9 protein-coding genes are annotated in these 15,582 nt (G+C 45.0%); all 9 read left to right on the top strand.

The window, feature by feature from the left end; genetic code table 11:
• Positions 1-130 precede the first annotated feature (130 nt).
• The 9 genes from V7R42_RS09375 to V7R42_RS09335 all read left to right on the top strand — a co-directional run bounded on the left by V7R42_RS09375 (position 131) and on the right by V7R42_RS09335 (position 15,544).
• On the top strand, positions 131-1,423 hold the full coding sequence (locus V7R42_RS09375; protein WP_334019922.1) for a class I SAM-dependent methyltransferase: 1,293 nt from the start codon (positions 131-133) through the stop codon (positions 1,421-1,423).
• Positions 1,424-1,459: 36 nt separating this feature from the next.
• Positions 1,460-1,945: a GNAT family N-acetyltransferase gene (locus V7R42_RS09370; RefSeq protein WP_334019921.1), complete on the top strand. Its 486-nt coding sequence runs from the start codon at positions 1,460-1,462 to the stop codon at positions 1,943-1,945.
• Between the two features lie 113 nt (positions 1,946-2,058).
• Complete coding sequence (locus V7R42_RS09365; RefSeq protein WP_334019920.1) at positions 2,059-2,361, top strand: DUF6916 family protein; 303 nt, start codon at positions 2,059-2,061, stop codon at positions 2,359-2,361.
• A gap of 18 nt (positions 2,362-2,379) precedes the next feature.
• Complete coding sequence (locus V7R42_RS09360; protein WP_334019919.1) at positions 2,380-2,907, top strand: phage tail protein; 528 nt, start codon at positions 2,380-2,382, stop codon at positions 2,905-2,907.
• 11 nt (positions 2,908-2,918) lie between these two features.
• Complete coding sequence (locus V7R42_RS09355) at positions 2,919-3,449, top strand: phage tail protein (RefSeq protein WP_334019918.1); 531 nt, start codon at positions 2,919-2,921, stop codon at positions 3,447-3,449.
• 13 nt (positions 3,450-3,462) lie between these two features.
• Positions 3,463-4,005: a phage tail protein gene (locus tag V7R42_RS09350; protein WP_334019917.1), complete on the top strand. Its 543-nt coding sequence runs from the start codon at positions 3,463-3,465 to the stop codon at positions 4,003-4,005.
• 252 nt (positions 4,006-4,257) lie between these two features.
• The gene (locus tag V7R42_RS09345; protein ID WP_334019916.1) at positions 4,258-5,436 is read left to right on the top strand and encodes a TIGR03032 family protein; all 1,179 of its coding nucleotides are present in this window, start codon (positions 4,258-4,260) and stop codon (positions 5,434-5,436) included.
• The gene (locus tag V7R42_RS09340; protein WP_334019915.1) at positions 5,436-14,924 is read left to right on the top strand and encodes an Ig-like domain-containing protein; all 9,489 of its coding nucleotides are present in this window, start codon (positions 5,436-5,438) and stop codon (positions 14,922-14,924) included. The genes V7R42_RS09345 and V7R42_RS09340 overlap by 1 nt, the downstream gene beginning before the upstream one ends.
• Before the next feature lie 14 nt (positions 14,925-14,938).
• Positions 14,939-15,544 carry an outer membrane beta-barrel protein gene (locus V7R42_RS09335; protein WP_334019914.1) on the top strand — a complete coding sequence of 202 codons (606 nt, stop codon included), beginning with the start codon at positions 14,939-14,941 and terminating at the stop codon, positions 15,542-15,544.
• Positions 15,545-15,582: the final 38 nt, after the last annotated feature.

The raw sequence follows: 15,582 nt of genomic DNA, 5'->3' as shown, positions 1-15,582 counted from the left end.
GATGGAGAGATGGAAAAACTATCCCCCTTTTCATTGAATTTATGCTAGCCGGATTGTGGGCTAAGCATAACCTAATTGGCTGCAAGCTGGCGACGAGTTTTCTGTGCTACGTAAGAAAGGTTTCGTGTATATGCTACCAAATAAAGCGCACTTTATCGACTGTGTGAAAACGTTACTGAAGTCCACAACAAAGAGCGTTAATAGCTATGAGTTTTCAGCTATGTCCGCCATGTTATCTCAGGTTACCGGAATATCGGTAGACGATGACATGGCGACATACCATGACGTGAAAACAGACGCTGGTATTGCAATTTCACCGGTAAAAGCCGCTAAGTGTTTCCAAGAAGTAATACGTACGAAAGTGTTTCTTCAGGGCGTTAATGAGGCAATTTCCCAGCGCCTAAAGGCCATTAAAAACGACACATTACATGTACTCTATGCCGGAACCGGGCCTTACGGTGCTATTCTTTTGCCCCTATTACCCTTGTTCAGTGGGCAAAAAGTCACGGTTCACTGCATTGACATCCACCGAGCCAATATTGAAGCGCTTAAGAAAGTTATTGCTTGGTTAGAAATTCGTGACCTCGTGGTGGGGGTTGACCTTGCAGATGCAAAGCAATGGCGGCCTGATAAAGGGCAATTACCTTTATTTGACCTAATCATTTCAGAGACCATGAACACCTTTTTACAGAGAGAGCCACAAGTAAGAATCTTTGCTCACCTTTGTCAGTTTCTTAAGCGCGAAGGTACGTTGATCCCTCAAGAAATCCGTACAAGTGTTGAACTTAACCGTGTTTGTGATGAAAAGGAAGAAATTTACAGAAAGGATTTATTGGTACTAAACGTAAAGAGCTGTCGTCGAATTGCCCGTGGTAAAGACGAGGACTTTAAGCATGAAGTCGTGTTGCCAGCTTCTGACAAGCTATATCAGCACATGTCGTTGAATACAGATATTCAGGTTTATCAATCTCATCATTTAGGCTTGGGTCAGAGTAGCCTTAACCTTCAACATAGCCGCACTGGTTTGGCCGCTGAAGCAGGTCAAGTAGTTAAGTTTGAATATAAATTAACAGATAGTCCTTATTGGGAAATAGATATTCCTAATGCGTTTGAAAGCCTTGATTTGTGTTCAATAAATGATCAGGGGACGTTAGGGCTCTACTATCTCGCTAGGTTCTGGGATAAATATCGCAGACTGGCTTTTGAATATTACGATACCACGTTAGCTAAGACTGAATTTGAACTCGATATAAAGCTTGCGGCTTTGGTGGGTGTAAACTTGCAGGTGTTAATGGCTAAGGCGCTCGAGTTTATGAGTAGTTTTAACGCTTTTGAAGCATGGGTAGATTCACATGTGGGAAGTATTAGCACCGACGCTATCGATAGGTTCAACGGCGAATGTACGAAGTTTCAAGTGCAGTGATAGTATTTTGTATACATTATATAAAAGGAAGTAAAAATGAACGTTACTATTCCCGAAGGGTTAAAGATGAGACCTTCGCAGCCATCAGACGCTCCGTTTCTTGAGCAATTACACCGATCACAAAGGGATGATTTACAGCTTATTGATGGAGAACAGGATTTTATCGAGAGCATCGTCGATATGCAGTTCAGGGCACAAAATGAAGGTTATGGTCAGCAAACGCCTAATGCGATGTACTTTGTCGTAGAGAAGCATCAGGACAAAGTTGGAAAAGTCACAGTAGATTTTGGGCACAACAGCGTACATGTTGTCGATATTGCATTTATTCCTCAGGTGCGTGGCTTGGGGTTTGGAAAGGACGTTTTACGGAGCCTCCAGGTTGCAGCAGCGCAAAGCCGTGTGCCTTTAACGTTGAATGTGTCAGAACAAAATATACATGCTCGAAGGCTTTACACATCACTTGGCTTCCAAATTGAACATCATACGCCGCCGACAATAGGAATGATTTGGTACCCACAATAGTGTTTTCGATACGTCATGCCTATCAATAATTGAAAATATTGAGAAAGCATCTAGGCTAATTATAGGCACTATAATCATTAGTGGATTTGCGTCAACAAGGAGAGTGTATAGCAATGTCGAAATTTAACTTTCCAACACTGTCAAAAATGAAAGGCGAGATGATTGATGTCACGCTCACTGGCACTGATCATAACTTTGAAGCCGAGCTTACTGACGTCTTTGAAGCCAGAATAAATGGTGAGAGATGGGAGTCGTTCATTGTGATAATGGCAATTCCCAATGCATTGGATGTGCCGCTTGAGCAAGGGCATTACCACATAGAACATGAAAATTTCGGTGGACTTACGTTGTTCTCCAGTCCAAATAGTCCAACAGAACTTGAGTTTGTGATCTGTCGGGATCGCGTTCCTTCCTAATTCAACTCGGAGACAGTTATGTCCGATCCATTTACGAGCATGATTAACATGACCGGTTTTGCCTGGGCACCAGAGAAGTACGCCTTATGTGATGGTCAGACTATGACAATTAGTGACAATACGGCGCTCTTCGCACTCATTGGCGATAAGTTTGGTGGTGATGGTAAAACGACATATAAATTGCCAGACTTACGAGGGAGAACACCAGTAGGGTTAGGCGAATGGGATGAAGAATATCCACGAGGTAAAATAGGTGGGCAAGAAAGTGTTGTGCTTACAGAAAGTAATCTTCCTCCTCACTCGCACCGTGTCATGTGTCAGCCTGAAACCTCTTCGACGAATTCCGCTAATCCTGAAGGCAGAACATACTCGTCGACGATTCCGCAAGTTCAAGCGTATAGCACGTTACCCACTAATTTTGTTGATTTGCACCCCGCTGCGTTGCCAACTGCTGCTGGGGGGAATGCTCCTCATACTAACATGCAACCTTATACGGTGATTAATTTCATCATCGCTATTTCTGGTCAATTTCCAACGCGCAGTTAAAGGAGAATGGGATGTCTGATGCTTATGTCGGTGAGATTAGAATGTTTGCTGGTACTTATGCACCCCAACATTGGTCTTTTTGTCGCGGCACGTTGATGGGAATAAGCGAAAACACGGCGCTTTTTTCGCTGATTGGTGCTCAATATGGTGGTGACGGAAGAACGTCATTTGGCCTACCTGATATGCGGGGGCGGGTTCCTATCCATTTTGGGCAGGGCGATGCATTACCTTTTTACGCTATAGGGCAAAGGGGGGGAGAGGAAACGGTAGTGTTAACGTCGTCACAAATGCCTGCTCATTCTCACCGAGTAAAAGCGTCCCAAAATCTTGCTAATTCTATCAACCCGAGCGGGAATGTGCCCGCCAAAGTTACAAATACGTTTTATTCTGACAAGGTTGCTGATGAGAGTGATCCTCTTGAAATGATGGCTCAAGGCATGGTTAGTAATACAGGCAACAATAATGCGCACAGCAATATAATGCCTTATCAGACCTTGTCTTTCATTATATGTCTTACAGGTATTTATCCATCCAGAAGCTAAAAGGAGAAAGCACATGGCAGATCCGTTTATCGGTCAAGTACAAATCTGGGCCAACAATTATGTTCCCTCTGGATGGGCTATATGCAGAGGAGGATTATTAGATATCAACCAAAATACGGCATTGTTTTCCCTTATAGGAAACACGTATGGCGGTGATGGGCACATCTCTTTTGGAGTCCCAAAACTTGACGGTCACGCAGTGATGTCTTGGGGAACTGGCCCTGGCTTGTCGTCATATGTGTTTGGAGAGAGAGGAGGCTACCACCACGCCGCTCTAGCTGTTGATGAATTGCCTACTCATACTCACGGTACTATTCATGCCCAAAAGCGAGCAAATTCGAATGTGGGAACACCTTCAAATAATGTTGTGCAAGCAAGGCTTCACGCTCCAGGGGTCACTCGCTCGTTTGATACTGTTGGCACGGATGATAGCGAATATATGAATGAAGATATGATTTCTACGGTAGGTGGGTCTGCTCCCCATGAAAACAGACAGCCGTTTCTGGCATTGCAATTTTGCATTGCGTTAATGGGAACTTACCCAAGTCGAAGTTAGATCCACATTAAATGTAAGTTGGCTTAAAGTTGATGTATATTACGTAAAATGAATGTATGAAAAGATAATACGCACTAAACAGTCAATAAATCGAGTTTTTCTCGTGTGCCAGTAAACTTCTGATTTAGTGTGTTGTTGTGTTCCACGATAGCAAAACGTTGTTTTGTTGTTAATTGGCGCTAAAAGCTTGGGGCGCACAGTCTTACTTAGAAAAATAACAACTAAAAATGCAAAAAATACAAAGTTTTCTTTATGGATGATATTTCTAAAAGTTCCAGTCAGGACAAATCTGAAGACAATAGTCAAGACAACTATGGCTGTCGTTACTCTAACTCTTTTCCCGCTTTTCTTCTAAAACACAGAATATCTTTGGCTTTTACCAGTTATCAAGCGTCTAGGGTGTGTTTTTTACGCGCTACTGACAACAAGATTAACTTGCATTTACGCGCTTTTCCAAGGCCAATGGGGATTTATGCAGACGAAGAAAGGATAACGCTTGGAACGTTTTCCGAAGTTATCGATTTCAGAAGAAGTCAGTCGGTGTTAGACGAAGTACAACAAGGTGTACACGATAATGACGCTAGGTTGAGTCGCAAGCTGAAAGAAAAGGCTCAACAGGCTCGGGAGATAGTGAGATTACGGAAAAATCGAGAATTGGAAGAGGTTAAGCAAGCCGATGCGCTGTATTTACCTCGTGCCTCACACTATTCGGGCATGATTAATATTCATGATATCGCGTGGGGAAAATCAGGACTTTGGGTAGTAAACTCTACGTTTTCCTGCCTGTCTACCCTCTCTCCCGATTCAAGTTTTGTCGCCAGATGGAAGCCATGGTTTATCAGTGAGTTGGTACCAGAAGACCGGTGTCACGTAAATGGTATGTCGCTTCGCGATGGTGATCCTCGGTATGTCACCACCTTTAATCAGCACGACCATATGGACTCGTGGTCACAAAGCGCTATTGGTAAAGGCACATTAATTGATATTGAAGATAACCGAATTATTCTGGACGATTTAACCATGCCCCATTCACCCAGATATCACAACGGGTATGTCTATGTGTGTAATTCTGGTAATGGCACTGTGTTAAAAGTTAATCCAGACACCGGAGTTACACAAACAATACTTGAACTTCCCGGTTTTACTCGTGGCATCAGTTTTTACAAAAATTATATGTTTGTAGGCACGTCGAAAACCAGAAAAAGCGAAGTCAGAGAGCAAATTCCGTTACTTAATAAATATGACACTACACAAAGTGGTGTTTGGGTGTATAACTTTGACACAAACGCGATTATTGACCACCTTATATTTGATGACAGTTTAGAGCAAATTTATGACATTGCCGTCATTCCCGAGAGCACAACCCCTGAATTAGTGTCACCTCAAATGGTTACGCCACGACATATGTTCGACGTAAAGGATGCCATATAGTGAAAAAAAATATGTTGAAGAAAAATAGTAAAGTAAAGGCACTGGCTGCGTTAGCGCCATTAATTGCCGTTGGTGGCGTTCACGCTTCTGTGTCATCCAGTCGTAGGCGAGTTATCAGCTCTGGACATCCTAGCTACACTATAAGCGATATTAAGAAAGCAGCACCTGAACATACCAACGCACCACTGCATTCGGTGTTTGAAAGAGGGATTGAACAAGCCCAAATAGATGCTCTCGACAATCCGCGGGTTACCAATCAGCCACCCGCGGCTCAATCTTCATGTTCTGACTTTCCTGCACGAGGTAGTGACTACCTGAAGAGCGTAAGGATGAGTACGTGCTCTGTCAGCGGAGACGACCTTGTAAATGCAAAGGCCGCTGCTGGTGAACTTGAAGCATTATATGAATCTATAATGGTGGAAAGCGAAAACCAATCAGCGTCAGAAAAAGAGGATAATATTGAACATCGGGTTTCCGTAACCGATGTGTTGATTTTAGACCAAGGCGTAGACGGAGGCGAAGCGCTCCTAAACGGTCTTGATCCAAATATCATGGTGCTGCATATCTCGAAAGATTCTAATGGCGTTGAGGCATTAATAGATTTGCTATCATCGCTTAAAGATATCAAGCGGTTGCACTTAGTTTCTCACGGTGGAAACGGTCAACTGAATTTGGGGGCGTCGTCGCTTTCAAGTGCAAATATGAAAGAATACAGCGAGAAACTTTCAGCGCTATCACATTCATTTGCTGAGAATGCCTCTATAAATTTATACGGCTGTTCACTGGCTGCTGATGAATCTGGCATAGCATTTATCGATACACTTAAAGACACACTCAATGTGGCTTCTATCTCTGCGTCTAATGATATTACTGGCCCCGCTTATCTTGGAGGCGACTGGGAGCTTGAGCATACCTCTGGCGACCTTATTGCCAATGTCCCCTTTCAAGAGTTGGCAATGGAGCAGGCAAAGTTCACACTGGCAAGTTGTACCATTAGTGGTAACAACATTTATCATCCTTTTGTTAATGGCGGGACAGGGTTCGCTAACCGAGTAGGTGTGCATGTTGGTGGAACAGGTGCTCGCTCTGTTACATTTTACACCAAAAGCGGCGTGGTAACGGTTTACAATGCTCCAGGAGTAAATAGGCTTTACCGTACGTTAACATTGAATGCCGCTATGAACGATTCAGTTTGTACGGCAAAAGGAGGGGGCGGCGCACCAGAAATCAATTTACAAGGGAACGGGAATACGATTTCGTCAGGTGATAGCTCTCCTTCAACCACGGATGACACTGATTTTGGTAATATTGCAGTGGGCAGTAACGATACTCATACCTTTACAGTACAAAATACAGGTAATGCCGACTTAACAATTACTTCTGTGGCTGAATCGTGTGCCGATTTCTCGATTTCTCATTCATTGAGCACAATAGCGCAAAGTGGGTCTGGCACCTTTGACGTTACCTATACCCCTTCTGGGGTTGGCAGTGCCACTAACTGTACTATTACCATTAATAATGACGATGCGGACGAAGGTACGTATACGTTTGTGGTAGGGGGAGCTGGCGTTGATAACGATCCTCCTGTTGTTCAATCAATAACTGAGTCAAGCGCTGATGATGCAACCTCTGTAGATTTCACCGTCACCTTTAATGAAAACGCTAACAACGTTTCGGTAGATGATTTTACTATCACTAATGTTGTAGGCGATGCGTCAGGAACGATTAGTAGTGTTACCACGGCAGTCGCGAACACAACTTACACGGTAACCGTAACGCCAATTAGCGGAGAAGGAACATTTAGACTCGATTTGTTATCCAATACCAATATTACCGATGACGCAGGCAACGGTAATGGTACCAATGGCAGTGTTGCAGCGTTTACATCTGGTACGCCGCAATTAGTTTCTTTTACATCAGCATCAACGTCAGCAACGTCTTTTGATACGACAGACGGTAGCAATTTATCGCCTTCATTTACCTTTGATTCAAGCGATGAAACGCTCACGATTGGAAATGCTAGTCATACAGTGGGTACCGCGAATGGTGGGGGCGGGACAGATGAACTAGTCACGGTTGACAGTTGGGATATGTCCAGTGTGTCAGTGTCTAATTTTGAAACCCTGACTATACCTGCAAATACATCATTAACGATGACGTCTTCGCAGCATGAGTTATTTACCACGTTTACCGACAATGCAAGCCAATCGATAACATTAAGTTCAGGCAGCGACGACATTACTGGTGATGGTGCCATAGAGAACTTTTCACTAAGCGCCTCTTATTCGGGAACCTTTACGCTAGGTAGTGCAGGGCAAAATATTACCGGTGCAGACAGTGCTGTTGATACTATAAACATTGGTGCTTTGACGGTAACGGGGAGTCTTGAGGGGGGAACGGGTGAAGATGTTCTGCAATTGTCTACTGGAGCAAATATTGCCGGTGCAAGCACGTTAACAGGGTTTGAGACTGCACAGATTAGTGGTGCAGTTACCATGACAGAAATACAACATGATGGCTTTACGACTGCGATTACGGCGTCCGGGGGCTCAGATCAAATTACCATAAGTGCCGCTAATGATGGGCTTAATGCAGACGCAGATATTGAAACGTATGTGTTGGGTGTAGCGAATACTATCACCGTGGGTACGGCAACAAGCAATCTTGCACAAAATGTAACGGGAAGCTCAGGTGACGATACGGTTAATTTAGGGAGTGGCTCCTACACCGGGACGTTAAATGGTGCGGGTGGCACAGGCGATACACTTAGCTTGGTGAGTGGTGCTGGCGTTGCGGGCGCTACGGTATCAAATTTTGAAAACCTGACCTTGGCAAGTGGCGCTTCTGTATCTCTTGGAGCTAGCCAGTTCAGTAGTTTTAGCGGTTCTGTTAGCTCACCAGGCAATGAGACTATTTCAGTAAGTGGCGATGGAGATTTTACTACATTAAATAATATCGAAAACTGGGTGATTGGTGATGATTCGTCCAATACCCGCACCGTTACACTGGCCGCCAATGTCTCAAGCATTTCCGACTCAAATACGAACGACGCCGTTACCTTTAGTATTGGCACCTTAAACTTTACAGGCAGTATAACCGGTGAAGATGCTAATGATACCTTGCAAATGGGCAACGGAAGCAGCATTACTGGTGCAAGCATAGATGCTACCAACGTGCTTAATTTAACTGTTGATGCAGGTGCAGCTGTTACGATGACCGAAAGCCAGCATGATGGCTTTACCGGCACAGTGACTGCGCTGGGTACAAATCAGATTACGATAAGTAGTGCTAGCGATGGTTTTAACGCCAATGCTGATATTGAAACCTACGTACTGGGCGCGGCTAACAGCGTTACGCTGGGAACGAGCGGTGGCTCTCTAAGTCAGAATATTACTGGCAGTAGTGGCAACGATAGCGTCATACTAGGCAGTGCAACATATACTGGCACACTTGATGGTAGCGGTGGTGCCGCCGATACGCTATCTGTGGTCAATGGTTCCAATATAGAAGGGGCTACCGTTAGCAATATTGAAAACCTCTCGTTGTCATCTGGTGCAACATTGACCTTGTCGGCAGCAGATTTAAGTAGCTTTAGCGGCACGATTACCGCGCCCGGTACAGAAACCCTTATCGTTAACGGCGACGCCAATTTCAGTACACTAGATACTGCTGTTATCGAAAATTACACGGTGGGCGCAGATAATACCGATGACGCGCGCACTATTACCCTGGGGAGTAGTAATACCGCTACCAATATAACGGCATCAGACGGTAGCGACGCCATTACGTTTTCGTTGCCTGGAATTACCTATACCGGTGCACTCACTGGGGCTGACAACAACGATGTTCTTGCTTTGGCGACAGGGGCTGAATTAGGCGCTGCGGCAAGCATTACCGATATAACAACGCTCTCTGTAACGGGCAGTGTCACCATGACAGACGTTCATTACAATGGTTTCACTGCGGGTATTACCGCGCCAGGTAACAGTGGTACTGCTGAATCTATTACGATTACTGGCGACGGTGATATTACCGTTAATGACTCTGATATTGAAAGCTACACTATTAACGATGCTTCAGACGATGCTCGTACTATTACATTAGGCCTATCTGTAAGTAACAACTTTACATCCACGTCAACATCCGACGCCATTACATTGGATATCGACACCTTCGACTACACAGGTTCATTTGCGGCAAATGCTACCGTGGCAAATACCTTGATATCTGAAGGTACCAACAGTATTAGTTCGGCAGCGTTAACGGGTTTTTCTAACCTGATATTAAATGGCGCAACCAATGACCTTTCGTTGCTGGTTGCACAACTCAATAGCTTTTCAGGCACTGTTACCGCTTCGGGCACCGATACATTGACAATCGTGGATTCGGGAACGTTAACAGGGGGGAATCTTAGTAGCATAGAGAGCTTTGCAACCGGAACTGGAGGCGGTATCACTGTCACCATGTCTGCGTCTGATGTTGATAACAAAACCCTTGTGGCTACTACACCTGCCAGTGATAGCTTTGTTGTTACCGGAGCGACGGGTAGTCAAACCATTACCGGTAGTGCTGGTGGGGATAACCTTAGCGGCGGAGATGGCGCCGACATCATTAATCCAGGTGCAGGCACAGATTCTATGTCTGGTGGAAGCGGCAATGATACCTTTGCTGGCTCTAGCAGCGATTTAAATGGTGATACCATTTCCGATTTAGCTGGAGGTGATACGGTCAAATTGAATGGAGTGACAGGCCTAGCGCTGGCCAATGTCCGATTTAGCGGTTCAGGAACGCTACAAATTGATACTGATGCTACTGACTTTTCTTCCGTAGAAGTCTCACTTTCGCTGGCCAATAGCGCGGGTGATAGTTTGAATTTATTGGCGGTAAGTGACAACGGTGGCGATACAGATATTACGTTTGAACAAAACAACACATTACCTGTGTTCTCTGGTCTAAGTATTTCTCCACCAGTTGCATTTACGGAGGATGGCAGTGCGGTCACCTTAGATGATAACGTAACGGTGTTTGATACTGAACTAGACGCTAATTCAGACAATTATACTGGATCAACGTTAACTATTAGCCGAAACGGTGGAGCAAGTGTCAACGATGTATTTAGCGCTGATACTGCCTCTAACTTAAGCTCGTTAAATTCAGGGCAACTGCTATACAACGGTATTGATTACGGATCAGTGACCAATGCGAGTGGTACGTTAACGCTGTCATTCGAATCAAACGCGCCTAGTGCGGCGATCATAGCCAGCATTATGCAAGCTATTCAGTATAGTAATGCCAGTGACACACCTGTACCAAGCGTAACGCTCAACTGGGTGTTTAATGATGGTACTGCTGATAGCAACGTTACCGCCAGTACCCAATCGCTCATCAATATTACAGCCGTAAACGACGCGCCAGTGTTAGATAACGCTCTTAGTCCTGCTATTACTGCCATTGATGAAGATAGTGGCGATGACGTGACTAATAATCCTGGTACTGATGTCGCTGCTATGGTTGTAGATACCTCTATTACAGACCCTGACGGCGGTGCTGTAGAGGCCATTGCGGTCACTGCCGTCAATAACACAAATGGTGTTTGGCAATACAGTACCAACAACGGAACAAGCTGGAATAACTTCTCGGCAACAACAGAGGGGCAAGCAAGTTTCGAGTCTACTTCACGTCTATTGGATGGAACCTTATCTGGCGCAAGTACACACAAAGTTCGCTTTGTGCCCGCAGATAACTACGTGGGTACAAGTACCTTAACTTTTAGGGCTTGGGATAAATCTACGGGGACAGCTGGTAATACTGCTGACGCATCTACCAATGGTGGAACAAGCGCGTTTTCAAGTGCCAGCGATACTGCGTCAGTCGCTGTTAATGCAATTAATGACGACCCAGTCGTGGATATCAATAACGGTGTCGCGGTACAAAATGGCTCAGTTGTTACCATTGGGAGCAGTGTGCTAAGCGCAAGTGACATTGAAGATACCGATGCCACAGATATTACGTACACGGTAACGGCGGTACCTACAGGGGGGGCGCTGCAAAAATCGAATGGCAGTTCTTTTAGTGATTTAAGCGTTAATGGTACGTTTACCCAGCAAGATATTAATAATGGATTTGTGCGCTATGTGCATGCGGGAGGGAGCAATACTGCTGATAGCTTTACCTTTAGCGTGGCTGATACACAAAGTGGGTCAGTAACCGGCCAAACCTTCGCGATCACGGTAACTACAAACCAAGCGCCTGTCTTTACTTCAACGCCTGTGACGGGGGTTGCAGAAGGCAACTTATATAGCTACGCGGCGAGCGCATCAGACCCCGATACTGGCGATACATTAAGCTTTTCATTGACCACTGCGCCTAACTGGTTGAGCTTGAATACCACTACGGGGCTATTAAGAGGCACACCGACAGCGAATGATATTGGCAGTCAAACCGTTGTTTTAGTGGTAACCGATAATGGTGGTTTGACCGCCACGCAAGCCTTTACCATTATAGTGAGTGACGTCAACGCGGCGCCAGAAATTAGCGGTAATCCAGCAACGCTTGTTGTAGAGAATAATGCATACAGCTTTACACCTACGGCCAGTGACGAAGACGGCGATACGCTTACTTTTTCAATTAGTAATGCGCCGAGCTGGAGTAGTTTTGATACCACCTCTGGCAGACTGTTTGGTATTCCTTCTAATGATGATGTGGGTGTGACAGAGGGGATTAGCATAAGCGTTAGTGACGGGACTGATTCTGCATCCTTGCCTATCTTTTCCATTACGGTAGAAGCACGAGATGAAGCCCCTACGGGCGAAAACATGCAGGTTGAATTGTTAGAAGACGAGAGTATTACTATTACGCCAACTATTGAAAGTGAAGGTGCGCAAACCTTGACGTTAGATATAGTTACTGGTGTCGAGAATGGTACGTTGAATCGCTCGGGTTTAGGATTTTTCTATCAGCCTGATGCTGATTTCAATGGAGAAGACCGCTTTACTTATCGGGTTTCAGACGGAGAATTCACATCAGACGTTTATACCGTAGATATTAATGTGATAAGTCAAAATGACGCCCCCGTAGCAGAAGATGATCAATTTAACTTCAGTGAAAATGAAACCGGGGTTTACTTATTGCCTGTTTTAGATAATGACTTTGACGTTGATGAGGACGAGCTTACCCTTTTGGCGGCTAATACTGAATTTGGTGAAGCAGTCATTGAAGGCGAATCACTGCGACTTACTGTGGGTGAGAACTTCGCGGGAACGATTAACGTTGGTTATTCTATCGACGATGGAAATGATGAAACAGCGACGGCAATGGCAACGGTAGTAATAGGAGAGGGCGTCAATGATTCCTCCCCTTTATTAACTGTTCCAGAAGATATCAGTGTCAATGCTACTGGTATAATTACTGAAGTAAATTTAGGGGTTGCGACGGCAGTAGATCCTGTCACCAATAATCCTATTGCAGTTACTGTTGAGCGAGAGCAACTTCGCTTTAAACCTGGCCGCCACAATGTAGTGTGGTCAGCGACAGGCACTAATGGCAATAAAACGACAGGCAGTCAGCAAGTAGATGTCAATCCACTCATTTCTTTCAGTAAAGATTCGTCTGTAAAAGAAGGCTCTCAGGTGAAAGTGCAGCTTTTATTAAATGGGCAGTCACCGGTTTACCCAGTCATTATTCCACTTACAGTTGGTGGAAGCGCTGAGATCAATACAGACTATACATTGAGCACTACAGAAGTGGTTATTGACCGTGGCCGCTCTGCAACGGTTGTCGTTGATGTTCTGGCTGACGGTGAGTTAGAAGAAGAAACTATTGTGCTAGGAATGGGCGGAGATCTCAATGTTGGCGTAAAAAATACCATCACACTGACCGTGGTTTCTGACAATGTTACTCCTGAAGTTAACCTTTCTGTTCATCAAGATAGTGAGACAAGATTAACGGTGGAACGCGCTGGGGGAAATGTCACTATTGAAGCATCTGCAACAGATGCAGACACGCAAGATGTGCTGTCGTACCAGTGGCAATCTGATGAAGATGTCATCAATATCAGTGACAATGATGCCACTTTCGTATTCACTCCAGCGGATTTGGAAACCGGGGTGTATCGCTTCTCGGTTACGGTGAGCGACAGTGCTACCGTTCCTCTGTCTGATTCGGATCAAGTGTTCATCAATCTTGTGGATAGTTTGCAAGCTTTGGGCAGTGAAGATTCAGACGGTGATCTTATTCCTGATAATCAGGAAGGCTACAATGATAATGATGGGGATGGAATTCCAGATTATTTAGATGCTATTACTGATTGTAATGTGGTACCGGAACAGGTGTCTAATCAAAACAGTTTCCTTGTAGAGGGTGAGCCTGGATCGTGTTTGCGGCGTGGAGCGGCATCTATTACAAGTGAATCGGGAGGCTTGCAGGTCACGCAAGAAAGTGCCGACGGTTTACTCGTGGAAGATGAAAACGCTGAGAACATTGGTGGACTGTTCGACTTTTACGCGACGTCTCTTCCTGAACCGGGCCAGGTATTTAGCATCGTCTTTCCTCAACGACTACCTGTACCAAGTGGTGCGGTTTATCGCAAATACCGAAATGGAGAGTGGGTCGATTTTGTAGTCGACAGTGAAAACACGGTACGTAGTGCTATGGGTTCAGAAGGTGTCTGTCCTCCACCAGGCGCTGAGCAGTTTACTGATGGATTAATAGAGGGGGCATGGTGTGTGGAAGTCAATATACAAGATGGTGGTCCCAATGATGACGATGGTGTGGCGAACGGCGCTGTGCTCGATCCGTCTGGTGTAGCTATTCCAGTTAGCAGTAATAAAGCTCCGCTTCTGCAAAGCGATACTGTTACCCTGACATTCAACACAAGTGTGACCATTGATGTGCTAGAAAATGACAGCGATCCTGATGGTGATGCGCTAACGGTCACCAATGCCTCAGCCAATTTTGGTCGTGTTGAAATTAATACTGACAATACCCTAACGTACACGCCATTCATTGACTATGTGGGCAGTGATATCATTAATTATGTAGCGGTTGATGGCAATGGAAGGAGTGGCATGTCTCAGGTTAATGTCTCTGTTATATTTAACCGAGCGCCTATCGCTGTTGATGATACGGCGTCTGGGTTCAATACAGATGTCATTACTATTGACGTGCTGGCTAACGATACCGATGAAGATGGCGACACGTTAACAGTTATAAATGCAAGAGCAGATGAAGGAGATGTAGCTATTGCTGGCGATGGCACTTTACGCTATACGCCGAGGGCGGAGTATAAGGGAACAGCAACCATTACATATACGATCGGTGACGGTAACGGAAATACGGCAACTGGTGAGGTGGAGGTCACTGTGAAAGGTTATGACAACGTTTCCGTAACGAATAAGGCGTCGGGCGGTGTACTCTCGTGGCTCACCTGTTGGTTCTTGATCTTAGCTGCTAGTTGTCGGCTTACGTATCGCTTTTCGTCCAAAAGATAAACGGGATTATAACTATGTCGAGGAAGATAAAAGGTTTTTTTATCTCAGTATTAATGTGTGTTGGCGGTGCCGCAACGGCAAATGATTATTTCGTCTCGGTTGAAGTGGGGAATGCTTCAACCAACGCACCTACGGTTAACGTACCCGAAGACATCGCTGAAAATGTCATTACGTCAGCTGATGACAGCGATGTTGGCTGGGCACTACAATTTGGCTATCGCTTCAATCAAAACTGGTCTGCGGCTATCGGTTATGTAGATTTAGGTGAAGGGAAAATGGTGTTTGAGGGAGATACCGATGATCCCGCCTCGTTTTTGCAGTTTGCGAGTAACGCGCCTATTTTAGCGAAGGGAGGAACCGCTTCGGTTGTTTACCATTTATTTCGAAAAGACAACCTTTTTGTGGATGTGGAATTTGGTGTGTTTAAATGGGATTCAGACATTGAAAGTGTCACTTCGTCAGCGCGTTTACGTCGCGAAGAGAGTGGAACGGATCTTGTGGCTGGAGTTACCATTGGTGTAGAAGTAGCAACCCAATGGAATGTTGTGGCTGGATACAAGCATTATAATTTGGATGAACCCATTAAAGTACCCTATTTAGGCGTTAAATATCGCTTCTAATTGCCCGGGCAACGTACGGTTAAGCTAACACTTACTTG

Source organism: Alteromonas sp. S015, from assembly GCF_036864485.1.
In the GTDB taxonomy this organism is placed as follows: Bacteria; Pseudomonadota; Gammaproteobacteria; order Enterobacterales; family Alteromonadaceae; genus Alteromonas.
Note: the sequence above shows the minus strand (reverse complement) of the source record. Positions and strands in the feature narration are given on the sequence as shown.